Source organism: Amycolatopsis methanolica 239, from assembly GCF_000739085.1.
Classification (GTDB): domain Bacteria; phylum Actinomycetota; class Actinomycetes; order Mycobacteriales; family Pseudonocardiaceae; genus Amycolatopsis_E; species Amycolatopsis_E methanolica.
The window spans coordinates 3,830,720-3,852,542 of sequence record NZ_CP009110.1 but is presented as its reverse complement, the minus strand read 5'-3'; the positions used below and the strand labels follow the sequence as shown (position 1 = coordinate 3,852,542).

Sequence of the window (21,823 nt, the reverse complement as noted above, 5' to 3'; positions counted from 1 at the left end):
CCGGAGCGGCGAGCCGCCTCCGGGCGTCGCCACGCAGGCCGCTCCGGCACGGGGTTCACTCGACGTCGACCCAGTCGAGGGTGCGGCCGACAGCCTTCTGCCAGCCGGCGTACCCCTCGGCGCGCTGGGCGTCGTTCCACGACGGCTCCCACCGCCGGTCCTCGTTCCAGTTCTGTTCCAGCTCGTCGGTGGACCGCCAGAACCCGGCGGCCAGCCCGGCCGCGTAGGCGGCCCCGAGCGCGGTGGTCTCGGCGACGACCGGCCGGGACACCGGCACGCCGAGGATGTCCGCCTGCAGCTGCATGCACAGCTCGTTCGCGGTGACGCCGCCGTCGACGCGCAGCACGTCGAGCGTGACGCCGGAGTCGTTCTGCATGGCCTCCACGACGTCGCGGGTCTGGTAGCAGATCGATTCCAGGGTGGCGCGCGCCAGGTGGGCGTTGGTGGTGGCGCGGGTCAGGCCGACGATCGCGCCGCGCGCGTCGGAACGCCAGTACGGCGCGAACAGCCCGGAGAACGCCGGGACGAAGTAGATCCCGCCGTTGTCCTCGACCTGCCGGGCCAGCGTCTCGCTCTGCGAGGCGCCGCTGATGATCCCGAGCTGGTCTCGCAGCCACTGCACCGCCGACCCGGTGACCGCGATGGAGCCTTCCAGCGCGTACACCGGCTTGTCGTCGCCGAACTGGTAGCACAGCGTGGTGAGCAGCCCGTGCTTCGACCGCACCAGCTCGTGGCCGGTGTTGAGGAGCAGGAAGTTGCCGGTGCCGTAGGTGTTCTTGGCCTCGCCGGGCCGGAAGCACACCTGGCCGACGGTGGCCGCCTGCTGGTCGCCCAGCACGCCGGTGATCGCGATCTCGCCGCCGAGCGGCCCGTCGGCGCGGGTGGTGCCGAAGTGGCCGGACGACGGCTTGATCTCCGGCAGCATCCGGCGCGGGATGCCGAAGAACGCCAGCAGCTCGTCGTCCCAGTCCAGCTTCTCCAGGTCCATCAGCATGGTGCGGGAGGCGTTGGTGACGTCGGTGACGTGCACGCCGCCGTCCACCCCGCCGGTGAGGTTCCAGATCAGCCAGCTGTCGGTGGTGCCGAACAGCGCGTCGCCGTTCTCCGCGTCGGCCCGGACCCCGTCGACGTTCTCCAGGATCCACTGCAGCTTGCCGCCGGAGAAGTACGTGGCGGGCGGCAGGCCGGCCTTGCGGCGGATCACCTCGCCCTGGCCGCCCCGCTCCAGCGCGGAGGCGATCCGGTCGGTGCGGGTGTCCTGCCAGACGATGGCGTTGGTGTAGGGGCGGCCGGTGCGCCGGTTCCACACCACGGTGGTCTCGCGCTGGTTGGTGATGCCGAGCGCGGCCAGGTCGGCGACCGTCAGGTTCGCCTTGGTCAGCGCGCTCGCGATCACCGCGCGGGTGCGCTCCCAGATCTCGGTGGGGTTGTGCTCGACCCAGCCCGGCCGGGGCAGGATCTGCTCGTGCTCCAGCTGGTGGCGGGCGATCTCGTTGCCCCCGTGGTCGAAGATCATGAACCGGGTGCTGGTGGTGCCCTGGTCGACGGCACCGACGAAATCGGGCATGGTCACTCCTTCGTGAACTCAGGCGGTGGGCTCGAGGGCCTTGGCGGGCCCGATGTCCTCGGTGCGGGGCAGGTGGCGGCTGATGAAGTACTTGTAGATCGCGCCGCCGATCACCGCGCCGACGATCGGCGCGAGGATCGGGACCCACCAGTACGGGTTGCCGTACTGGTCGCTCCACGCGGTGTCGTAGCCGGTCAGCCAGGACGCCAGGCGCGGCCCGAAGTCGCGGGCCGGGTTGATGGCGTAGCCGGCGTTGGTGCCCCAGGCCATGCCGATTGCGACGACCAGGAAGCCGACGACCACCGGGCCGAGGTTGGCCGCCGGCGCGGTGTTGCGCAGGTCGGTGATGGCGAAGATGACCAGCGCCAGGATCGCGGTGCCGATCACCTGGTCGCGGAAGGCGCCCCAGTCGCCCACCGGCAGCGTGCCGTTGCCCGGCAGGGTCGAGAACACGCCCTGGGTCTTGATGGTCAGTCCCGGGTCGACGGCGTTCAGGACCTCGGTGTAGTTCCAGCGCACCAGCAGCGCGGCGACGAACGCGCCCGCCGTCTGGGCCAGCGCGTAGGGCGCCACCTTGCGCCAGGAGAAGCCCTGGAACACCGCGAGCGCGACGGTGATCGCCGGGTTGAGGTGGGCGCCGCTGATCCGCGACGCGACGTAGACACCCAGCGTGACGCCGATGCCCCAGGCCCAGGCGATGCTGTCGTGGTCCCCGATGCCGGCGGCCGACACCTGGGCCACCACCCCGCACCCGAACAGGATGAGGATCATCGTCCCCACGAACTCGGCGGCGAGTTCGCCGGCGAGTCCGTGGGCCTTGAGGCTTCGCGTCATTGCTTCCTCCACAAAGGACCGGTTCCCCCATTGGTGACGCCGAAGCTATGACCGGCGGTGAGACCGCGGCAACGCGCGGTGGTCGGCATTGTCGAACACTCGGAAGTGCGGTTCGACATTGTCGAACCCGCGGCGGTCGGGTTAGGGTCCCCGCTGTGCCGGGTCCCATCCAGTCCATCGAGCGCGCCGCCGCGATCCTCCGGTTGCTGGCGCGCGGTTCCGGGCGCCTCGGCGTCGTGGAGATCGCCGAGTCGCTGGAGCTGGCCAAGGGCACCGCGCACGGCATCCTGCGCACGCTCGCCGGCGTCGGGTTCGTCGAGCAGGACCGCGACACCGGCAAGTACCAGCTCGGCGCCGCCCTGCTGCACCTGGGCAGCAGCTACCTCGACGTGAACGAGCTGCGCTCCCGCGCGATCAACTGGGCCGACGCGCTGGCCGCCCGCAGCGGCGAGGCGGTGCGCATCGGCGCGCCGCTGGAGGGCCGGGTGCTGGTGGTGCACCACGTGTTCCGCCCGGACGACAGCCCGCAGACCCTGGACGTCGGCGCGATGCTGCCGCTGCACGCCACCGCGCTGGGCAAGGTGCTGCTCGCCTACGACGCCGCGCTGCTGGCGTCCTGGCGCGCGGCCGGGCCGGAGGCCTACACCCGCCGGACCCTGCCGCCCGCCGCGGTCACCCGCGCGCTGGCCGAGGTCCGCCGGGCCGGCTGGGCGGCCGAGCGCGGCGAGATGGTGCCCGGCGAGGCCGGGATCGCCGCGCCCATCCGCGGGCACGGTGGCATCGTGGTCGGCGCGATCGGCGTCTCCGGCGCCGAGGACCGGATCTGCGAGCCCAGCGGGCACCCGAAATCGCGGCTGCTGGAGCAGGTCCGCGACGCGGCCAGGGCGGTCTCCCGCGACGTCGTCGCGTCCCGGTGAGGAGGAGGTGATCCGGTGCAGCACTACGTGATGGCGGTCGACCAGGGCACCACGTCGACCCGGTGCATCCTGTTCGACGCCCGCGGACGGCTGGTGTCCGTGGCGCAGCGCGAGCACCAGCAGCACTTCCCGCGCCCGGGCTGGGTCGAGCACGACGCGACCGAGATCTGGCGCAACCTCGGCCGGATCGTGCCGCAGGCGCTGGCCGACGCGGGCATCGGCGCGGAGCAGGTCGCCGCGCTCGGCATCGCCAACCAGCGCGAGACGACCGTGCTGTGGGACCGGCACACCGGCGTGCCCGTCGGGCGGGCGATCGTGTGGCAGGACACCCGCACCGACGCCATGGTCGAGGCGCTGGCGCGCGAGCCGGGCGCGGACCGCGTCCGGCGGCTGTGCGGGCTGCCGCTGGCGACGTACTTCTCGGCGCCGCGCATCCGCTGGCAGCTGGAGCACATGCCGGGGCTGCGTGAGCGGGCCGAGCGCGGCGACGTGCTGTTCGGCACGATCGAGAGCTGGCTGATCTGGAACCTCACCGGCGGCCCGGACGGCGGGGTGCACGTCACCGACGTCACCAACGCCTCGCGCACGATGCTGATGAACCTGCGCACGCTGTCCTGGGACGACGAGCTGCTGGAGTTCTTCGACGTGCCGCGCGCGATGCTGCCGGAGATCCGCTCGTCCACCGAGGTGTACGGCACGACGTCGCGGGTGGTGCCGGGGATCCGGATCGCCGCGGCGCTCGGCGACCAGCAGGCCGCGTTGTTCGGGCAGACCTGCTTCGCGCCGGGCGAGGCGAAGTGCACCTACGGCACCGGCAGTTTCCTCCTCCTCAACACCGGGACGACACCGGTGCTGTCCACGCACGGCATGCTCACCACGGTCGGGTTCCGCATCGGCGAGGAGCCCGCGGTGTACGCGCTGGAAGGCTCGATCGCCGTCACCGGGTCGCTGGTCCAGTGGTTCCGCGACGGGCTCGGCCTGATCGGCAGCGCGCCGGAGATCGAGACGCTGGCCCGCACGGTCGAGGACAACGGCGGCTGCTACATCGTGCCGGCGTTCTCCGGGTTGTTCGCGCCGCACTGGCACAGCGAGGCGCGTGGCGTGATCGCCGGGCTCACCTCCTACATCACCAAGGGGCACCTGGCGCGGGCGGTGCTGGAGGCTACCGGCTGGCAGACGCGCGAGGTGGTCGAGGCGATGAACGCCGACTCCGGGATCGCGTTGTCCACGCTGCGTGTCGACGGCGGGATGACCGCGGACAACCTGCTGATGCAGTTCGTCGCGGACGTCCTGGACGTGCCGGTGGTGCGTCCGATGGTGGCCGAGACGGTGTCGCTGGGCGCGGCCTACGCGGCGGGGCTGTCGGTCGGGTATTGGCCGGACCTGGAGGGGCTGCGGCGCAACTGGCACCGCGCCGGCCAGTGGCTGCCGGAGATGGACCCGGCCCGCCGCGAGCGGGAGTACGCGCACTGGCGCCAGGCGGTGGAGCTGACGTTCGGATGGACCCGCCCGTCCCCGGCGGCGACCGCGGGCACCGACGTGACCGAGCTGGTGCAGGCCGACCACCGGCGGATGGAGGAGCTGTTCCGCGAGCTGCGCAACGACGAGGCCGACCGGGCCGCGCTGGCGGGTGAGCTGGTGTCGCTGCTGACTGCCCACGCCACGGCGACTTCGCGGGTCCTGCGCCCGGCCGCGCCCGGGACGGACATCGCCGCCGACGTGCTCGCGCTGGCGGAGTGCGCTTCGGAGAAGGCGTTGCTGCGCCTGGAAACCGTGGTGGAGGACCACATCCGCGCGGAGGAGCGCGGTCTGCTGAACGAGCTGCGCCGCACGGTGTCGCCCGCGGAGCGGCTGAGCCTGGGGCGGGCATTCGCGGCGGAACGCGCGCGCCGGCTGGACGCCACACCGGACCCGCGGCGCGGGCTGCGGTTGTGAAGCGCAGCCCTCGCCGGAGTGTTCAGCTGATCAGGTCCTCCACCGTAGGGGCGATCGTGCCGAACAGGTCGCCGATTGTGGTCAGGGCCGCGGTCCGCAGCGTGGCCGCCGCCACCGCAGTGCCGTCCGGGGCGGGCAGGTTCCGCGTGGCGGTGGGCTCGGCGACGACCGTCGGGCGGTAGCCGCGGTTGAACACGCCCCGGGCGGTGGACGTGACGCACATGTGGGTCATGAAACCGGCCAGCACCAGGTCCGTGCCGGAACCCAGCTCGCGCAGCACCTTCTCCAGCCCGGTCTCGTGGAAGGCGTCCGGGAACCGCTTGACCACCACGGGCTCACCCTCGGCCGGGGACACCTCGGGGCTGATCGCGCCGATGTCGGCCCGGATGTCGTACGGGCTGCCCGGCCCGCCGTCGTTGACCACGTGCACCACCGGTGCGCCGGCCGCGCGAGCCGCGGCGAGCAGGCGGGCTCCCGCGGAGAGGGCGGGCTCGGCGCCCTCGAGGGCCAGCACCCCGCTGCGGTAGGTGTTCTGGAAGTCGATCAGCACGATGGTGGCGTCGGCGAGCCGGGGCAGCTCGGCGCCGAGGCCGAAACCTCCCGCAGGGTCGGGGAAACGGGCATGACGGAACTCCTTCTGGGCAGGGGAACGGCAGGCGCGGCGGGATTGCCACGCCCGGAACGAAAGGGTCAGACAGTGGTGCGGAACCGGCGGCGGTAGGCCGCGGGCGTGGTGCCGACCTGCTTGCGCATCGCCCGGTGCAGGGTCTCCGCGGAGCCGAGCCCGCACGCCGGCGATCCGGTCCAGCGGCTCGTCGGTGCCCTCCAGCAGACGGCGCGCGGCCTCCACCCGCGCGGCCTCGACGTAGGCGGCAGGCGGATGGCCGGTCTCCTGCTGGAAGACCCGGGCGAAGTGCCGCTCGCTCAGGCACATCCGGGCGGCGAGCGCCGCTGTGGACAGGTCGCCGTCGAGGTGGTCGGCGATGAACATCCGCAGCTCGTCGATGTCGCGGCGGGTGGCCGGTGGCGAGCTCAGCGGGACCGAGAACTGGCTCTGCCCGCCCTGGCGCTTGAGGTACATGACCAGCTGGCGCGCCACGTCCAGGGCGACCTCCTCGCCCAGGTCCTCGGCCACCAGCGCCAGCGCGAGGTCCATGCAGGCGCTGATCCCGGCGCCGGTCCACACGTTCCCGCTGCGCACGAAGATCGGGTCGGGGTCCACCCGCACCGCCGGGTGATCGGCGGCCAGCTGCGCGGCGGTCGACCAGTGGGTGGTGGCGGTCTTGCCGTCCAGCAGCCCGGCCGCGGCCACCACGTGCGCTCCCACACACACCGAGGCGACCCGGCGGGCCTGCGGCGCGGTCGCCTTCACCCAGGCCACCACCTCCTGGTCGATCCGCGCGACCGGCCCGCCCGGGTGCAGGTCGACCGCGCCGGGCACCAGGAGCATGTCCAGCGAGCCGTCCACGTCGGCGAACGCCAGATCCGTCACCAGCCGCACCCCCGCCGACGTGGCCACGACGCCGCCGTCCGGCCGGTGACGTCGAGGAGGTCGTGACCGGCGGCCGGCCATGGCGGCAATGACGGTGTTCTGTCACATCCGGACACGCCTCACAATCGAGGGCGCTGTCTCGTCGAACAGGGGGCACATCACCGAGGGAGCCGCCATGACCACCGATCCGGGCCTGAGCGCCGTCTTCAGCGAGCGGCGCCAGCTGATCAACCTCGCCTACCGGCTGCTCGGCACCCTGGCCGACGCCGAGGACGTCGTGCAGGAGACCTACGCCCGGTGGTACTCGCTGTCCCGCGCACAGCAGGAGGCGATCGCCTCCCCGGGCGCGTGGCTGACGACGGTGGCCAGCCGGATCTGCCTCGACCTGCTCGGCTCGGCCCGCGCCCGCCGCGAGCGGTACGTCGGCGAGTGGATCCCGGAGCCGCTGCCCGACCGCGGGTCCGCCGCCGACCCGGCCGAGCGCGTCACGCTCGACGAATCGGTGAGCATGGCCTTCCTCGTGGTGCTCGACGCGATGACCCCGGCCGAGCGGGTAGCGTTCGTGCTGCACGACGTGTTCGGCTACCCGTTCGCCGAGGTCGCCGAGATCGTCGGCCGCACACCCGCGGCGTGCCGTCAGCCGGCCACGTCGGCGCGGCGCCGCGTCCGCGACGCGCGGGTGCCCGCCACCTCCGCCGAGCAGCGCGCGGAGGTCGTCCGGAACTTCAAGCGGGCGTGGGAAAACCGGGACATCCGGGCCCTGGTCGGGCTGCTCGACCCCGGTGCGACGGTGGTCGCCGACGGCGGCGGTCTCGTCAGCGCCGCGCCGCACCCGATCGAAGGCGCGGCGGAGATCGCGCGCTACCTGGCCGCGCTCGTCGAGCGGGCCCCCGCCCTCGGCCTGCTGGAACACCCGGTCAACGGCCAGCCCGGCCTGGTGGTCCGGCACGCCGACCGCACCGAGGCGGTGCTGGCGTTCGAGGTCGACGGCGACCGTGTGAGCCGCATCTGGGCGGTGCGCAACCCGGAGAAACTGCGGCCCTGGACCGATTCCTGACCCCTGCCCGGTTTGTCTAGGCTGGTGTCCGGACGACGGGGGTATGCGATGAGCGTGCGCAGTGCGGAGTTCCACGACATGGTGGACGCGCTGGCGGAGGTCGAGCGCGGCAAGGGCAGCGAGTACACGTCCTTCAGCGTGCGCGGCAAGCGGTTCGGCTACTACTGGCCGCGCACGGAGACCGTGGGGCTGAAGCAGACGCTGATCGAGCAGCAGGCGCTGGTCGCGGAGCGGCCGGAGGTGTTCGAGGAGCAGTTCACCGCGGGCGGGTTCGGCTGGGTGGTGGTGCACCTGGCCGGCATCGACGCCGACGAGCTGGCCGAACTGGTCTACGAGGCGTGGCGGCTGTCCGCGCCGGAGGAGCTGATCGCCGCGCAGCCGTTGCCGCGCTAGCGATCACCACGTCACCGGCGGCACGACCTCGCCGGTCGCGCGCCCGTCCGGGGTGAGCAGCCAGCCCATCCGCACGGTGCGCTGCTGGTCGGCCGGGGCGACGCTGGCCAGCCAGGTGCTGCTGATCGGCCAGCGCGACACCGACTGGGCGACCTCGCACGGAACGACAGCAGCCCCGAGGCGAGCAGCCGGGCCAGCTGCCGCCGCACGGTCGCCGGGTTGCGGCCGGTCAGCGAAGCCAGCTCGGGGGCCGTGCGCCGCCCGTCGTGTGCCAGCGCGGAGATCAACGGGCCCGCGTTCGGCGGCGGGGTCACGCCCGGCGCCGGCGGGTCGCCCGGGCGGCGGCCTCGAACGCCAGCTCCTGCGACCAGTTCAGCGCGCCCAGCAGCCACGAGCTGCCGTCGCGGTGGGTGGCGCTGACGACGTGTGTGCGCTGCCGCTGCAGGCCGGGCATCCGCGGCTGGTCGTCGAGCACGAACGTGGTGAGCCCGGCCAGATCGGGCGTGATCACGGTGAGCAGCAGGTCCCGGCCGCGCGTCGACTCCTCGACGGTGACCGCCCGGGGATCCGTGCACACCACCCGCACCACCTCGTCCCGCGCGCCGGGCAGGCAGTCGACCTCGACCAGCGCCAGGACGACCCGCCGGTAGTCGCCGCCGGGGTGGGCCGTCACCCACGCCACCCCCGCCTCCCGCAGGCGGGCCCAGTGCGCCGCCACCGTCGCCGGGGTCGTGCCCAGGATCCTGGCCGCGTCCGCCCAGGTCACCCGCGGGGCGATCTGCAGCCCGTGGAGCAGCTCGAGGTCCCGTTCGTCCAGATCCGGATGCACGAAAACCTCCCTGATCCCGGAAACGGTGCGCGAATCGTTCGATTTCGGCGGCCAAAGGGTAGCCGCTGCGCAAACTCCTGGGCACAACGTGACGACGAGGAGGGCGAGAACGGATGTCGGTCGTGGCGGACGCCAGGGCGATGGCGGAGGACCTCATCCGGCTGCGGCGGGACCTGCACCGCGAGCCGGAGGTCGGTCTGCACCTGCCCCGCACGCAGGAGCGCGGTGCTCGCGGCGCTGGACGGCCTGCCGCTGGAGATCACCACCGGCCGCAGCTCCACCGCGGTGACCGCCGTGCTCCGGGGCACCGGCTCCGGCTGGGCGGTGCTGCTGCGCGCCGACATGGACGGGCTGCCCGTGCAGGAGGCGACCGGGCTGGACTACGCCTCGCGCACCGAGGGGACCATGCGCGCCTGCGGGCACGACCTGCACACCGCGATGCTCGCCGGCGCGGCCCGGCTGCTGTCCGACCGCCGCGACCGGCTGGGCGGGGACGTGGTGTTCATGTTCCAGCCGGGGGAGGAGGGCTGGGAGGGCGCGCGGGCCATGATCGACGAAGGCGTGCTCGACGCCGCAGGCCCGCGTGTCGAGGCCGCCTACGGGCTGCACGTGTTCTCCACGTTCGAGCCCGGTTTCACCAGCAGGCCAGGGCCGATGATGGCCGCCTCCGCGTCGTTCGCGGTCACCGTGCACGACCGCGGCGGGCACGGCTCCGCCGCGCACCTGGCGCGCGACCCGGTGCCGGTCGCCGCCGAGATGATCACCGCGCTGCAGACGATGGTCACCCGCCGCTTCGACGTCGTCGACCCCGTGGTGCTCACCGTCGGGGTGGTGCGGGCGGGATCGCGCAGCAACATCATCCCGGAGACCGCCCGGGTCGAGGCCACCGTCCGGACCTTCTCCGGCGACTCCGGGCAACGCGTGCGGGACGCCGCGGTCCGGCTGGTGCGGGGCATCGCACAGGCACATGACGTCGAGGCCGACGCCGAGTACCTGGAAGCGCGTCCCGCGACGGTCAACGACGACGGCGAGACCGCGTTCGCCCGCGACGTGGTGCGCGAGACGCTCGGCGACGACGGCTACGCCACCATGCCCAACCCCATCGCCGGCGCCGAGGACTTCTCCCGCGTCCTCGCCGAGGTGCCCGGCTGCTTCCTCGCCCTCGGCGCGCTGCCCGCAGGCGCCGACCCGAGCCGGGCGGCGTTCAACCACAACCCGCACGCCGTGTTCGACGACTCAGTGCTCGCCGACGGCGCGACCCTGTTCACCGAGCTGGCACGGCGCCGGCTCGCGTCCGAAGGAGACCGACCATGACCGAGACCGCGTAGCGCGGCACCCGGGCCCCGGCCACGCGCCGCACCACCACACTCGTCGGCACCGGCCTCGCGCACGCGCTCGAGTGGTACGACTGGGGCATCTACGCGATCTTCGTGCCGTTCTTCGCCACCCGGTTCTCCGACCGCGGCAACCAGTTCTCCGCGGTGCTGTCCAGCCTGGCCGTGTTCGCCGTCGGTTCGTCGCGCGGCCGCTGGGCGGGCTGCTGTTCGGCTGGTTCGCCGACCGCGCCGGGCGGCGGACCGCGATGACGGTGACCGTCGCGACCATCGTGGGCGCCAGCTTCGGCATCGGCATCGCCCCCACCTACGCCGCCGTCGGAGCGTGGGCGTCGCTGATCCTGCTGCTCGCCCGTGTCGTGCAGGGCCTGGCCTGCGGCGGGGAACTGCCGTCGGCGCAGACCTTCGGCTGGCGCATCCCGTTCTTGCTCGGCGGCGTGTTCGGGCTGGTGGCCGTCTACAAGCGACGGAACCTGACCGAGAGCGAGACCTTCACCTCGTCGCGGCGGCGCGAGAAGGCCAGGCTGTGGGCGGCGATCGTGGAGCACCGCAGGCAGGCACTGCAGGTGATCGGGCTGTCCGTCGGGTTGACCGTCGTCTACTACTCGTGGGTGATCGCCGCCCCGGCGTACGCGATCAGCTCCCTGCACATCGGCTCGACCGCCGCGCTGTGGGCCGGGGTCGGGTCGGCGGTGATCCTCATGGTCACCATGCCGTTCTGGGGCATGCTGTCGGACCGGATCGGGCGCAAGCCGGTGCTGCTGATCTCCACCCTCGGGTGCGCGGCGCTGCTGTTCCCGGTGCAGTTCCTCGTGCGCACCAGCGCGTGGCAGCTGTTCCTGGGCATGAGCCTGGCGGCGGTGTTCATCTCCGCGGGCGTGTCGATCCTGCCCGCGGCGTACGCGGAGATGTCCCCCGCGATCCGCGCGCTGGGGCTCGCGGTGCCCTACTCGATCGCCGTCGCCGCCTTCGGCGGGACCGCGCCGTATCTTCAGGCGTGGGTGGGCGCCGAGTTCGGCCGGTCCGCCTTCACCGGATACCTCGTCCTGCTGATGCTGGTGTCCACCGCCGCCATCGCCACCCTGTCCCAGACCCTAGCCAAGGAACTGAGCTGAACCATGTCCCTGCTGGACGCGCCGACCGACGGCCACCGCATCGCCGACCTCTCGCAGCCGCTGGAGAACGGCATGCCGTCCTCGCCGATGCACCCGCCGTTCCGGTTCGCGCTCGCCCAGCGGCACGGTGACGTCGTCCGCGAGGACGGCCTCACCGGGTCGCACGAGCTGATCGTGATGGGCGGGCACGTCGGCACCCACATGGACGCCGTCAGCCACCTCGCGGCCGACGGCGTCCTGCCCGGCGGGGTGCCGGTGGCGCAGGCGCTGGAGCGGGGACGCTACCGGGTCGGCGGCATCGAGGCGGTGCCGCCGATCCTGTGCCGCGGCGTGCTGTTCGGCGTCCCGCAGCTGCGGGGCGTGGGCGAGGCCGTCACGGCGGAGGATCTCGCCGCGACCGGTCTGGAGGTGCGCGCCGTGGACGTCGCCCTCGTCCGCACCGGGTAGCGCAGCTGTGGGACCGGCCTGCGGACTACCTCGGCGGCGCGGGCGGCGTGCCGGGACTGGACGCGGACGGCGCGGTGGCTGGCCGAACGCGGGGTGCGCGCGGTCGGCGGCGACACGATCGTTCTGGAGCAGATCAGCCCGGAGGCGGGGCTGGGGCAGCTGCCGGTGCACCGGATCCTGTTGCAGGAGAACGGGATCAACATCATCGAGGTGATGAACCTTGAGGAGCTGGCGGCGGCCGGACCGTCGGAGTTCCTGTTCATGTGCGCGTCGCTGCCGGTCGTCGGGGCCACTGGCGCACCCGTGCGGTCGCTGGCAGTGTGGTGACGCGTGACCGGTCAGAAGGAACGCATGCTCGCGGGGGAGCTGTACCGCGCGGACGACCCGGAGCTGCAGGCCGGGCTGCGCCGCGCGGCGGAGCTTCAGCGGCGGTTCAACGACGGCGGGGACCCGGCGGTGCTGCGTGAGCTGCTGGGCTCGGTGGGGGAGGACGCCGAGGTGCGGCCGCCGCTGTACGTCGACTACGGCTCGCACGTCACCATCGGGCCGCGCGCGTTCCTCAACTACGGCGCGGTGCTGCTGGACGTCGCCCCGATCACGATCGGCGCGGACGCGCAGATCGGCCCCGGCGTCCAGCTGCTGACCCCCACCCACCCGCTCGACGCGCGGCTGCGGGACAAGTGGGAGGCCGCGGAGCCGATCACCCTGCACGACAACGTGTGGCTCGGCGGCGGGTGATCGTGTGCCCCGGCGTGACGATCGGGGAGAACACGGTGGTGGGCGCGGGACCGGTCGTGACGCGGGACCTGCCGCTGGACGTGGTGGCGGTTGGCAACCCCGCGGGCGTGGTGAAGACACTCTGATTTTCCTCCCCGTCCCGTCGATCCGGCGCGTGGTGGTTCGACGTACCGGTAGGGACGAAGAGGAAGGACGAGGGCGATGACCACCACGACGCTGCTGACCCGGATCGCACTGGACGACGCGCTCGTCGCCGAGGACCACGCCGAGGAGTGCGGTTTCCTGGACCCGCTGGACCGGATCACGTGCCCGTGCACCGGCGGTGGATCCACCAGTGCTGGCACAGCGACCTGCATGTCAGCCAGGTCAGCGGGCACCGGTGGTGCCGCCCGTGCAAACGGGCGCTGGAGGTGGCGGTCGATGAGGTGCTCGGCACGGTCGCCGTGAGGTGCCGCAAGTGCGCCCGGGGAGCCACACTCGCGCCGACGCACAACTGATCACCGCCTGCGAAGCGAGCCTCGTCGCGGCGTCCCGCGCCGCGCGGCGCGCCGCCTGAAAAATTCTTGGTCACCTCTGCCCGCCGTGCGTCACTTACTGGTGGAGCCGAGGGAGGACGACATGAGCAGACGGACCGGCAGTACGCGCGGACGGGCAGGCAGGCGATCCCGGCCGGCCCCGACGTGACGGGCGGGCCGGACGATGTCGCCGAGCGCGCCATGACGCTCCGCAAGCTCTACTACGCCGAGCTGGCCGCGCACGCGGTCAAGCTCGGGTGCCCGGTCTCCGAGGCGCGGACGATCGCCGAGGACGCGGTGACCGAGCTGGTTCTCGGCGAGCACCGGGGGACCCTGGGGCCGATCCAGAAGGAGCGGGCCTGGCTGTTCGCGACGGTGCGCAACATGGTGCTCGCCGCGCGGCGTAAAGCCCGCTGGAACGCCGAGGCGGACGCCCACCTGATCGCCGACCGGACGCGGCAGCGCACCTGGGCCTCGCCGGAGGCGCACCTGGAAACCGTGGAGACCCTGCGCGCGCTCCACTCCCTGCCCGGCAGCCATCGCGACGCGGTGGTGCTCGCCGCGGACGGGTTCTCCCTCCGCGAGATCGCCGATGCCCTCGGGATTTCGGTGCCCGCGGCCAAGAAGCGCGTCTCGCGGGGGCGGCGGGCGCTGCGGGACCTTCTCGATCCACCCGGCGGGAGGCACAGGGATGATTGACGACGACGTCCTGACCGGGCGGCTGGCCGCTGCGGATGCGCACCTCGACCGCCTCTTCACGGCCGATCTCGACGATCCGGCGCGGGTCCGGGCGTTCCGGGCCCGGGTGGCGCGCGAGGTCGCGGCCGACGGGCTCGCCGCCGCCGTGGCCGGGGATCCCGTCGCGGTCGAACGGCTTCTCGCGGAGATCCGGCCGCTGGTCGTCCGGTACTGCCGGGCGCGCGTCGGCAGGCGCGGGTCTTTCGCCACCGCCGACGACGTGGCCCAGGAGGTGTGCCTGGCGGTGCTCACCGCGCTGCCCACCTACCGGGACCGGGGCCGCCCGTTCCTCGCGTTCGTCTACGGAATCGCCCAGCACAAGGTCGCCGACGCCCACCGCGCGGCGGGCCGGAACCGGGCCGAACCGGTCGCGGAGATGCCGGACGAGAGCGACGGCGACGCCGGGCCCGAGGCGCGCCTGCTGCACCGCGAACTGAACGACCGGATGTCGGCCCTGCTGCGGTTGCTGCCAGAGGCGCAGCGGGAGATCGTCGTGCTGCGGGTGGTCGCCGGGTTGTCCGCGGAGGAGACGGCCGAGGTCGTCGGGTCGACGCCGGGCGCCGTGCGCGTCGCGCAGCACCGGGCGCTCGCGAGCCTGCGCAGGGCCCTCGCCATGCAGGCTTAGCGCGCCCACTCCGGCACCCACACGTCCCCGCCCGCGGTGGTCCGGTAGCGGCTGTGCGGGTAGTCGAGGAAGTGCGCCAGCACCGGGTGCGGGTTGTCGGCCCGCCAGATCACCGAGTGCGGGTACACGGGCGTGGGGCCGACGACCGGGATCCGGCGCAGGTCGTAGCTCTCCGGCCACAGGTACCGCGAGCCCTCGCCGACGAAGGTGGCCAGCCGGGCCGAGTCGGCGATCTCCGCGAGCAGCGCTTCGACCCCGAAGCTCGGCCCGGTCGTGTCGATAGTGAGCCCGAACGCGGCCGCGAGGTCCGCGTAGTAGCCCTTCGCCTCGGTGTCGGCGAGGCGAAGGGCATCCAGATCGGGTGCCCGGCGAGCTCGGCGAGCGTCACCGCCGCCGCGCCGGCCAGCGCCGACGCCGCGTCCACGGTCAGGGTCACCACGTCCAGTTCGATGCCGGGCTGCTGCCGGTAGAAGTCGTGCAGGATGACGGCGGCCGCGACCCGCCGGTTCAGCACGTCGATCCGCAGCGCCCCGCCGCCCGGGAGTGACCGCCGTCAGCGCGCGCTCGGCCGCGCGGAGCAGTTCCCGGGCGTGCGGCAGGAACGCCTGCCCGTCCACGGTCAGCCGCACACCCCCCGGCCGTGCGCACGAACAGCCGCACGCCGAGCTGCCGCTCCAGGCCGGCCACCCGCTTCGACGCCGCCTGCTGCGTGACGCCCAGCTCGTCTGCGGCCGCCTGGAACCGGCCCGCCGCGGCGACCGCGGCGAAGGTGCGCACCGCCTCGAGATCCACGACGCCGAACCTACTGCCACAACCAGCGGTTGTGCAGCCGCGCCGAAGTCGTTGTTGACAAAAGGCAGGTAATTACCTGCATAATGGTCGGCGTGAGCGCGGAAGCGATGGACGTGGTGTTCAAGGCGCTGGCCGACCCGACCCGGCGGCTGCTGCTCGACCGCCTGCGGGAGCAGAACGGGCAGACCCTGAGCCAGGTGTGCGAGCCGCTGGGCATGGCCCGCCAGTCGGCGACCCAGCACCTCGACGTCCTGGTGCGGGCCAACCTCGTGACCGTGGTGCGTCGCGGCCGCGAGCGCCTGCACTACCTCAACCCCGGGCCCATCCACGAAATCGAGCAGCGCTGGATCGCCGAGTTCGACAAACCCCGGCTGCGTGCGCTCGCGGCCATCAAAACCCAGGCAGAGGAGTCCGCCATGACCGTCCCGGACTACGTCTACGTCACCTACATCCGCGCGAGCGCCGAGCAGGTGTGGCAGGCGCTCACCGACGCGGACCTGACCGCCCGCTACTGGGGGCACGCCAACATCTCCGACTGGCAGCCCGGTTCGGCGTGGGAGCACCGCCGCGTCGACGGGTCGGGCGCCGTGGACGTCGTGGGGAAGGTGCTCGAGTCCGAGCCCCCGACCCGGCTGGTCATCACGTTCGAGGATTCGCCGGGCGAGTCGCGGGATCCGTCGGTGGTCACCTTCGCCGTCGAACCGCACGAGCAGATCGTGCGGCTCACCGTGACCCACGAGAAGCTGCCCAACGAGGAGATGCGCGACGGCATCTCCAGCGGCTGGCCCGCGGTGCTGGCCAACCTGAAGTCGTTGCTGGAGACCGGTGACGTGCTGCCCCAGGCGCCGTGGGAGATGTCGCAGGCGCACGCCTGACCCGGCCGCGCTGAGCCGTTGCCCGCTTTGTGGGACGGCTACCGCGAAACCGCCGGAATCCCCCATGATCCGAGGGACTTCCACGGCTCAGGGGGTGGTGACGGTGGCCCGGATCCTCCGCGCGTTCGGGCGCGCGCTCGGCAGCATCGGTCACGCGATGGTCCCGGTCGGCGCGCCCTACGACGTCGGCTTCGCGCTGTCACGCCCGGACTGTCCGCCGCTGGGGCATCCGGCGGACCGTCTCACGGTGCCGCTCTCCGCACGGGAACGGGAAGCCTTCCACGTTCTCGCCGCGGACCTCGCGCTGTGAACCTGCGTCGGCGGACCCTGCTCGGCATGGCGGGAGCCGTCGCCGCCGGTCCGTTGTGGACAACGGCGGCCGCGGCGGCCGACACTCCCATCGTGAAACCCGTGCCGCCGGAGGACTTCACCGTGCTCGGCACGAACGCCGAGCTGCGGTGGGACTCGCCGCACCCGGTCGGCGACATCGTGCCGGCGTCGCGGTTCTTCGTGCGCAACCACACCGCCACCCCGCTGCTCGACGCGCGGACCTGGCGCCTGGAGATCACCGGCGACGGGTTGCGCGGCGGCCCGGTCACCGTCACCTACGACGACCTGCTGCGCCTGCCGTCGGAGACGATCACCGCGGCCATCGAGTGCGCGGGCAACGGGCGCAGTTTCTTCACCTCCCAGCAGGGGCAGACCGTCGCCGGCACCGCGTGGCGGCTCGGTGCGATCGGGGTGGCGCGCTGGCGCGGCGTGCCGCTGGCCACGCTGCTGCACCGAGCCGGCCTCGCCCGCGACGCCGTCGACGTGCTGCCCGAAGGCCTCGACGCGGACTACGTCGCCGGCGGGGTGAACCTGGGCCGGGTGCGGCGCCCGCTGCCGGTGGCCAAGGCGCTCGACGACGTGCTGGTCGCCTACGAGATGAACGGCGAACCGCTGCCACCGGACCACGGCTTCCCGGCGCGGCTGGTGGTGCCGGGCTGGATCGGCATCGCGTCCATCAAGTGGCTCGGCCGCATCCAGGTGTCCCGCACCCCGCTCGACTCGCCGTGGGACACGCAGTACTACCGGCTGACCGGCCCGGACTACTCGCCAGACGGTGTGCTGGTGACGCGGCAGAACACCAAGAGCGTGTTCGAACTGCCGTGGCGGGCGACCCTCGCCGCGGACCGGGAGCACGTGCTGCGGGGCCGGTCCTGGTCCGGGTCCGGCGGCATCGGCCGGGTCGAGGTGAGCACCGACGACGGCCGCACCTGGCGGCGTGCCGAGTTCGTCGGCAGCGGCGGCGGGTGGCAGCGGTGGACATTGCGTTGGCGCCCGCGACCGGGTGAGCACACGATGCGGGCGCGCGCGGTCGACCGCCACGGCGTGGCCCAGCCGGACACCGAGCCGTACAACGCGCAGGGCTACCTGTTCGGTGCCGTCGTCCGCCACCCGGTGGTGGCGGTCTAGCGGGTGCCGGTCGGCTCCACCGCTCGTGACCGACTAACCGCTGCGCGTGTAGAAGAAGTCGTCTGCACCGCCCGGGTCGCCGGTCGTGACGGCGACCGGGCAGCCGAGCAGCCCGGACAGTTCGCCGGCCAGCCCGGCGACCGCGCCAGCCGCCGTGCCAGGGCGTAGCTCCACCGCCAGGTCGAGGCCGGAGTCAGGGCGGTCCTCGCCGCGGGCGGCGGGGCCGGTCAGCCACGCGCGTGTGACCGGGGACCGCGCGAGGACCTCGGTGACGTTCCGGCGCTGCCGCTCCAGGAGTTCGCTCGGGCGCAGCGCGTTCACGAGTTCGGTGGCCAGGTGGAACCCCGCGGCGCGCAGGAGGCGTTCCAGCATCGCGACCGACGGCTGACGGCGCCCGGCCTCGATCGTCGCCACCGTCGACTGCGGCACGCCGGCCAGGCGCGCCAGTTCCCGTTGCGACAGTCGCCGCCGCGCGCGGGCAGCCGAAAGCAACTTCGCCGCGGTTCCGGTGACAGCGGATCCACTCTCGGTTCCCTCGCTATCGGTACTCGTTTCGTCACCCATTTTCCCGGTGAATTGTCGCGGCGATTGTCCGGAGTATAAGTCCGCCTCGCACGCCGCCGCGGACGACGAGCTGCTGAACCGCGTCTTGACGCGCCAGTAGGGAACGCGGTGAGTAGATCTTGAAGAGAGATCGTTTCGTGGAAATTGTTTTTCGCGCGCCGCTCGCAGTTTTTCCGGTGGGGCCGCAGGGTAGTTCTCGCCCGGTACATCCTGCTCGCCCCGATGAGTTCGGGGGGTGGCGCGTGGGTTGTCGGCAGGACTCGCCAATCGCCGGAGTCAGGAGGACTTACGAATGAAGGCAGGATCGCGTGTCGCCCTCGGTGTCGGGCTCGGCTACCTACTGGGCCGCACGAAGAAGATGCGCCTGGCGCTGATGATCGCGGCCGCGGGGGCGACCGGCAAGACCGGCGTCACCCCGGGGAAGCTGCTCCAGAACGGCCTGAGCCAGCTCGGCTCGTCCGCGGAGCTGACGAAACTGACCGACGTCGCCCGCGACCAGTTGCTGAGCGCGGCGAAGGCGGCCGCGGTGACGGCGGCCTCGCAGCGCATCGAGTCGCTCAGCGAACGTCTCCAGGACGGTGCGAAGCGCGCGTCCGGGGACGAGGGCGCCGAAGAGGAGCCCGAGGAGACCGACGAGGAGACCGAGGACCGGTCCGAAGAAGCGCCAGAAGAGGACGAAGAGGCCCAGGAGGAGCCAGAAGAGGAGCCCGCGCCACCAGCGCGCGCCCGCCGCACCGCCACTCGGCGCCGCCGGGCCGAACGGGAACCCGAGCTCGAGGACGAGGACGAAGGCGAAGAGCCCGCTCCGACCCGGGCGCGCCGCACCGGCCGGGCGGCCGCCGCCCGCACCCCGGTCCGCCGGGCGCGGAGGTGAGCGCCATGGCGACCGGCCAGATCAAGAAGACCCTCGACAAGGCCACCGGCGCGGCCACCGACACCGTCTCCGGCGTGGCCGACGCCGTCCCGAAGCCGTCCACCGAGCTGACCGAAGCCCTGCGCAAACTGGCCGGCGCGGTCACCACCCGCGCCTCGACCTCGCTGGCCAACCGGATCACCTCGACCTCCGGCCGCCTCCAGGACTACGCCTCGGGTGGCGGCGGTGGCGGCCTGATCGAAGCCGTCACCGGCGGCAAGCCCAGCGTCAAGGGCAAGGCCATGATGGGCGCGGTCAAGGGCGGGCTGTCCGGGCTCGCGGACAAGGTGAAGGACTCCGTCGGCGGCGGCGGGGGCGGCAAGCTCAAGGTCACCAACATCGTCGAGCAGGCCGACATCGGCGCCCCGATCGACCTGGTCTACGACCTGTGGACCCGCTTCACCGAGTTCCCGCGCTTCATGAAGAAGGTCGAGTACGTCGACCAGACAAGCGACGAGACGCTGACGTGGAAGGCGCAGATCTTCTGGTCGCGCCGCACGTGGGAGTCCACGATCCTCGAACAGGTCCCCAACGAGCGCATCGTGTGGCGGTCCAAGGGCGAGAAGGGGCACGTCGACGGCGCGGTGACCTTCCACGAGCTGACCCCGGACCTGACCCGCGTCGTGCTGGTGCTGGAGTACCACCCGCAGGGGCTGTTCGAGCGCACCGGCAACATCTGGCGGGCCCAGGGACGGCGCGCGCGGCTGGAGCTCAAGCACTTCCAGCGGTACGTGATGACCGAGGCGATCCTGCACCCGGACGACGTCGAGGGCTGGCGCGGCGAGATCCACGACGGCGAGGTCCAGGACAGCGACGAGGAACCCGGGAACGAGGAAGAACCCGAGGAACCCGAGGCCGACGAGGCCGAGGCGCCCGACGAGGAAGAACCCGAAGAAGAGGCCGAGGAACCGCCGGCGCGACGTACACGCGCCCGGGCGTCGGCGGGCAGAGGACGGGGGAGCAGGCGATGACGACAGCGGTGCAGCCATCGGGCGGCGGCGGGGGCCTGGACCGGCCCACCTCCAGCAGCCTCGCGGACGTGATCGACACGATCCTGGACAAGGGACTCGTCCTGGACGCCTACGTGCGCGTGTCGCTGGTCGGGATCGAACTGCTGACCATCGACGCACGGGTCGTGATCGCGAGCGTGGACACCTACCTGCGGTTCGCGGAGGCGGTGAACCGGCTCGACATCTCCGACACCGAACAGAAGGGCCTGCCGGACCTGCTGGAGGACGTGACCTCCGGCGGCGCCAAGGCGAAGACCCGGGGAGCACTCGAAGCCGCCGGTGACAAGCTGCAGGACCTCCTCGGCGGCAACGAGGAGACGGACCGCGCCGGGCGCCGGAAGGGCGGCGGGCGATGACCGAGGAGCGCGAGACCGTGGTCTACGTGTACGGCATCGTGCCGTCCGACGTGGAGACCGACCCGGAGGCCCGCGGCGTCGGCGACCCGCCCGCCGAGGTCCGCGCGGTCAAGCACGACCGGATCGCGGCGCTGGTGAGCGAGGTGCCGAGGGACAAGCCGCTCGGGCGGCCCGAGGACCTCACCGCGCACGCGGCGCTGCTCGACGCGGCCGCCGCCGAGGTGCCGGTGCTGCCGTTGCGGTTCGGCGCCGTGGTCACCGACGAGGACGCCGTGCGCACCGAACTGCTCGAAGCCAACCAGGACGACTTCGTCGCGGCACTGGATGAGCTGGAGGGCAAGGCGCAGTACGTCGTCAAGGCGCGCTACGTGGAGGAGACCATCCTCCGCGAGATCCTCGAGTCCGACGAGCAGCTCGCCCAGCTGCGCGAGGCGATCCGCGGGAAGCCCGCGGACGCCACGCGCAACGAGCGGATCGCGCTGGGCGAGAGGATCGGCAATGCGATCGCCGCCCGGCGCGAGGCCGACACCAAGCGGGTCGCCGACGCGATCGCCGGGACCGGCGCCCAGATCGCCCCGCGCGAGCCGACGCACGAAGAGGACGCGGTGCACCTCGCGTGCCTCGTCGAGACGGCCAAGCAGTCCGATCTGGAGGAAGCCGTCGACCGCGTCGCGCGGGACTGGTCGGGCCGCGCCGAGGTGCGCCTGCTGGGTCCGCTCGCGGCCTACGATTTCGTTGTGACACAACGGCCGGAGGCGTAGCCGATGGGCCTGCTGTCCGGGATCCTGGGCTTCCCGCTGCTGCCGGTCTGCGGCGTGATTCAGCTCGGTGAGCTGATCCAGCGCCGGGTCAACGAGGAGATCGCCGCGCCCGCGTCGATCCGCCGCGAACTCGAAGCGGCGGAGGAGAAACGCGCGGCCGGGGAGATCTCGCCCGAGGAGGAGGCCGAGGTCCAGCAGCAGGTCCTGCGGCGGCTCGACATGACGGAGACCGACGAGAAGGAGAGGTGATCGCCAGTGGCTCCACGCGATGAGGCCGGAGGGGACGGCGCGCTGTCCGCCCCGGAAGCGGCGTCGCGGGCGCTTGCCCACGCCGGCGAGCTGATCAGCCGGAACCCGGTGTCGGTCACCTCGGTCGAACCCACCGACGACGGCTGGCTCGTCGAGCTCGAAGTGCTGGAGGACCGGCGCATCCCGTCCTCGGCCGACATGCTCGCCCTCTACGAGCTGGAACTCGGCGTGGACGGTGAGCTGCTCGCCTACCGGCGCACCAAGCGATATGTCCGCGGCCGGGCCGACAGCGGAAGCGGGGTGTCCTGA

Annotated in this window: 27 protein-coding genes and 2 pseudogenes; 21 read left to right on the top strand and 8 right to left on the bottom strand. The window is 72.7% G+C overall.

The window, feature by feature from the left end; translation table 11 throughout:
- Positions 1–55 precede the first annotated feature (55 nt).
- Positions 56–1,567: a glycerol kinase GlpK gene (gene glpK, locus AMETH_RS18730; protein ID WP_026153156.1), complete on the bottom strand. Its 1,512-nt coding sequence runs from the start codon at positions 1,565–1,567 to the stop codon at positions 56–58.
- Positions 1,568–1,585: 18 nt separating this feature from the next.
- Positions 1,586–2,401 carry an MIP/aquaporin family protein gene (locus AMETH_RS18725; RefSeq protein ID WP_017982659.1) on the bottom strand — a complete coding sequence of 272 codons (816 nt, stop codon included), beginning with the start codon at positions 2,399–2,401 and terminating at the stop codon, positions 1,586–1,588.
- Between the two features lie 155 nt (positions 2,402–2,556).
- Here AMETH_RS18725 and AMETH_RS18720 point away from each other — a divergent pair, with 155 nt between their 5' ends.
- Together AMETH_RS18720 and glpK (AMETH_RS18715) are read left to right on the top strand one after the other, a co-directional pair.
- On the top strand, positions 2,557–3,318 hold the full coding sequence (locus AMETH_RS18720) for an IclR family transcriptional regulator (protein ID WP_017982658.1): 762 nt from the start codon (positions 2,557–2,559) through the stop codon (positions 3,316–3,318).
- Positions 3,319–3,348: 30 nt separating this feature from the next.
- Positions 3,349–5,253 carry a glycerol kinase GlpK gene (gene glpK, locus AMETH_RS18715; protein WP_038533208.1) on the top strand — a complete coding sequence of 635 codons (1,905 nt, stop codon included), beginning with the start codon at positions 3,349–3,351 and terminating at the stop codon, positions 5,251–5,253.
- A gap of 22 nt (positions 5,254–5,275) precedes the next feature.
- Here glpK (AMETH_RS18715) and AMETH_RS39240 read toward each other — a convergent pair whose 3' ends face one another.
- The gene (locus tag AMETH_RS39240; protein WP_209436791.1) at positions 5,276–6,745 is read right to left on the bottom strand and encodes an isochorismatase family protein; all 1,470 of its coding nucleotides are present in this window, start codon (positions 6,743–6,745) and stop codon (positions 5,276–5,278) included.
- Positions 6,746–6,920: 175 nt separating this feature from the next.
- Here AMETH_RS39240 and sigJ point away from each other — a divergent pair, with 175 nt between their 5' ends.
- Positions 6,921–7,802: an RNA polymerase sigma factor SigJ gene (gene sigJ, locus AMETH_RS18700; protein ID WP_017982656.1), complete on the top strand. Its 882-nt coding sequence runs from the start codon at positions 6,921–6,923 to the stop codon at positions 7,800–7,802.
- A 48-nt stretch (positions 7,803–7,850) separates the two neighbouring features.
- Positions 7,851–8,195 (top strand): MmcQ/YjbR family DNA-binding protein, encoded by a 345-nt coding sequence (locus tag AMETH_RS18695; RefSeq protein WP_017982655.1) that lies wholly within the window; start codon positions 7,851–7,853, stop codon positions 8,193–8,195.
- A gap of 3 nt (positions 8,196–8,198) precedes the next feature.
- On the opposite strand, the gene AMETH_RS40355 is transcribed toward AMETH_RS18695, so the two are convergent.
- Both AMETH_RS40355 and AMETH_RS40350 read right to left on the bottom strand, forming a co-directional pair.
- Positions 8,199–8,336, bottom strand: coding sequence for a hypothetical protein (locus AMETH_RS40355; RefSeq protein WP_017982654.1), 138 nt, complete (start codon positions 8,334–8,336; stop codon positions 8,199–8,201).
- Between the two features lie 169 nt (positions 8,337–8,505).
- Complete coding sequence (locus AMETH_RS40350; RefSeq protein WP_017982653.1) at positions 8,506–9,024, bottom strand: Lrp/AsnC family transcriptional regulator; 519 nt, start codon at positions 9,022–9,024, stop codon at positions 8,506–8,508.
- 113 nt (positions 9,025–9,137) lie between these two features.
- Between AMETH_RS40350 and AMETH_RS18685 the strand changes: the two are divergent.
- From AMETH_RS18685 to shbA, 8 genes and pseudogenes are all read left to right on the top strand, one after another.
- Positions 9,138–10,338 (top strand): annotated as a pseudogene (locus AMETH_RS18685) (M20 metallopeptidase family protein).
- A gap of 116 nt (positions 10,339–10,454) precedes the next feature.
- The gene (locus AMETH_RS40345) at positions 10,455–10,610 is read left to right on the top strand and encodes a hypothetical protein (protein ID WP_017982651.1); all 156 of its coding nucleotides are present in this window, start codon (positions 10,455–10,457) and stop codon (positions 10,608–10,610) included.
- Entirely contained in the window at positions 10,553–11,473 is a 921-nt protein-coding gene (locus tag AMETH_RS18680) for an MFS transporter (RefSeq protein WP_223843226.1), read from the top strand. Before AMETH_RS40345 ends, AMETH_RS18680 begins: the two co-directional genes overlap by 58 nt.
- 3 nt (positions 11,474–11,476) lie before the next feature.
- The gene (locus AMETH_RS40340; RefSeq protein WP_223842855.1) at positions 11,477–11,920 is read left to right on the top strand and encodes a cyclase family protein; all 444 of its coding nucleotides are present in this window, start codon (positions 11,477–11,479) and stop codon (positions 11,918–11,920) included.
- 93 nt (positions 11,921–12,013) lie between these two features.
- Positions 12,014–12,247, top strand: coding sequence for a hypothetical protein (locus AMETH_RS40335; protein WP_223842854.1), 234 nt, complete (start codon positions 12,014–12,016; stop codon positions 12,245–12,247).
- Between the two features lie 24 nt (positions 12,248–12,271).
- Positions 12,272–12,783 (top strand): annotated as a pseudogene (locus AMETH_RS18670) (sugar O-acetyltransferase).
- Positions 12,784–13,374: 591 nt separating this feature from the next.
- Positions 13,375–13,872 (top strand): RNA polymerase sigma factor, encoded by a 498-nt coding sequence (locus tag AMETH_RS18660; protein WP_223842853.1) that lies wholly within the window; start codon positions 13,375–13,377, stop codon positions 13,870–13,872.
- Entirely contained in the window at positions 13,865–14,536 is a 672-nt protein-coding gene (gene shbA / locus AMETH_RS18655) for an RNA polymerase sigma factor ShbA (protein WP_017982647.1), read from the top strand. Before AMETH_RS18660 ends, shbA begins: the two co-directional genes overlap by 8 nt.
- On the opposite strand, the gene AMETH_RS18650 is transcribed toward shbA, so the two are convergent.
- Positions 14,533–15,153, bottom strand: a complete 621-nt coding sequence (locus AMETH_RS18650; RefSeq protein ID WP_223842852.1) for a hypothetical protein — start codon at positions 15,151–15,153, stop codon at positions 14,533–14,535. The genes shbA and AMETH_RS18650 overlap by 4 nt on opposite strands.
- Positions 15,044–15,313, bottom strand: coding sequence for a helix-turn-helix domain-containing protein (locus AMETH_RS40330; protein ID WP_223843225.1), 270 nt, complete (start codon positions 15,311–15,313; stop codon positions 15,044–15,046). The genes AMETH_RS18650 and AMETH_RS40330 overlap by 110 nt, the downstream gene beginning before the upstream one ends.
- A gap of 98 nt (positions 15,314–15,411) precedes the next feature.
- Between AMETH_RS40330 and AMETH_RS18645 the strand changes: the two genes are divergently transcribed.
- The 3 genes from AMETH_RS18645 (at position 15,412) to AMETH_RS18635 (ending at position 17,661) form a co-directional block, all read left to right on the top strand.
- Positions 15,412–16,203 (top strand): ArsR/SmtB family transcription factor, encoded by a 792-nt coding sequence (locus AMETH_RS18645; protein ID WP_017982646.1) that lies wholly within the window; start codon positions 15,412–15,414, stop codon positions 16,201–16,203.
- Between the two features lie 103 nt (positions 16,204–16,306).
- Positions 16,307–16,513 carry a DUF6059 family protein gene (locus tag AMETH_RS18640; protein ID WP_223842851.1) on the top strand — a complete coding sequence of 69 codons (207 nt, stop codon included), beginning with the start codon at positions 16,307–16,309 and terminating at the stop codon, positions 16,511–16,513.
- A 26-nt stretch (positions 16,514–16,539) separates the two neighbouring features.
- A complete protein-coding gene (locus AMETH_RS18635; protein ID WP_081617704.1) occupies positions 16,540–17,661 on the top strand; it encodes a sulfite oxidase in 1,122 nt (373 codons plus the stop codon).
- Between the two features lie 33 nt (positions 17,662–17,694).
- On the opposite strand, the gene AMETH_RS18630 is transcribed toward AMETH_RS18635, so the two are convergent.
- Entirely contained in the window at positions 17,695–18,153 is a 459-nt protein-coding gene (locus tag AMETH_RS18630) for an XRE family transcriptional regulator (RefSeq protein ID WP_017982643.1), read from the bottom strand.
- A 364-nt stretch (positions 18,154–18,517) separates the two neighbouring features.
- Between AMETH_RS18630 and AMETH_RS18625 the strand changes: the two genes are divergently transcribed.
- Genes AMETH_RS18625 through AMETH_RS18600 form a run of 6 tightly spaced genes read left to right on the top strand, consistent with a single transcriptional unit; the run spans position 18,518 to position 21,823 of the window.
- Positions 18,518–19,099: a hypothetical protein gene (locus AMETH_RS18625; protein ID WP_017982642.1), complete on the top strand. Its 582-nt coding sequence runs from the start codon at positions 18,518–18,520 to the stop codon at positions 19,097–19,099.
- A gap of 5 nt (positions 19,100–19,104) precedes the next feature.
- Complete coding sequence (locus tag AMETH_RS18620; protein WP_017982641.1) at positions 19,105–20,109, top strand: SRPBCC family protein; 1,005 nt, start codon at positions 19,105–19,107, stop codon at positions 20,107–20,109.
- The gene (gene gvpJ / locus AMETH_RS18615) at positions 20,106–20,504 is read left to right on the top strand and encodes a gas vesicle protein GvpJ (RefSeq protein WP_017982640.1); all 399 of its coding nucleotides are present in this window, start codon (positions 20,106–20,108) and stop codon (positions 20,502–20,504) included. Before AMETH_RS18620 ends, gvpJ begins: the two co-directional genes overlap by 4 nt.
- The gene (locus AMETH_RS18610; RefSeq protein ID WP_017982639.1) at positions 20,501–21,265 is read left to right on the top strand and encodes a GvpL/GvpF family gas vesicle protein; all 765 of its coding nucleotides are present in this window, start codon (positions 20,501–20,503) and stop codon (positions 21,263–21,265) included. Before gvpJ ends, AMETH_RS18610 begins: the two co-directional genes overlap by 4 nt.
- A 3-nt stretch (positions 21,266–21,268) precedes the next feature.
- Positions 21,269–21,514, top strand: a complete 246-nt coding sequence (locus AMETH_RS18605) for a gas vesicle protein GvpG (RefSeq protein WP_017982638.1) — start codon at positions 21,269–21,271, stop codon at positions 21,512–21,514.
- Positions 21,515–21,520: 6 nt separating this feature from the next.
- Positions 21,521–21,823, top strand: a complete 303-nt coding sequence (locus tag AMETH_RS18600) for a gas vesicle protein GvpO (protein WP_017982637.1) — start codon at positions 21,521–21,523, stop codon at positions 21,821–21,823.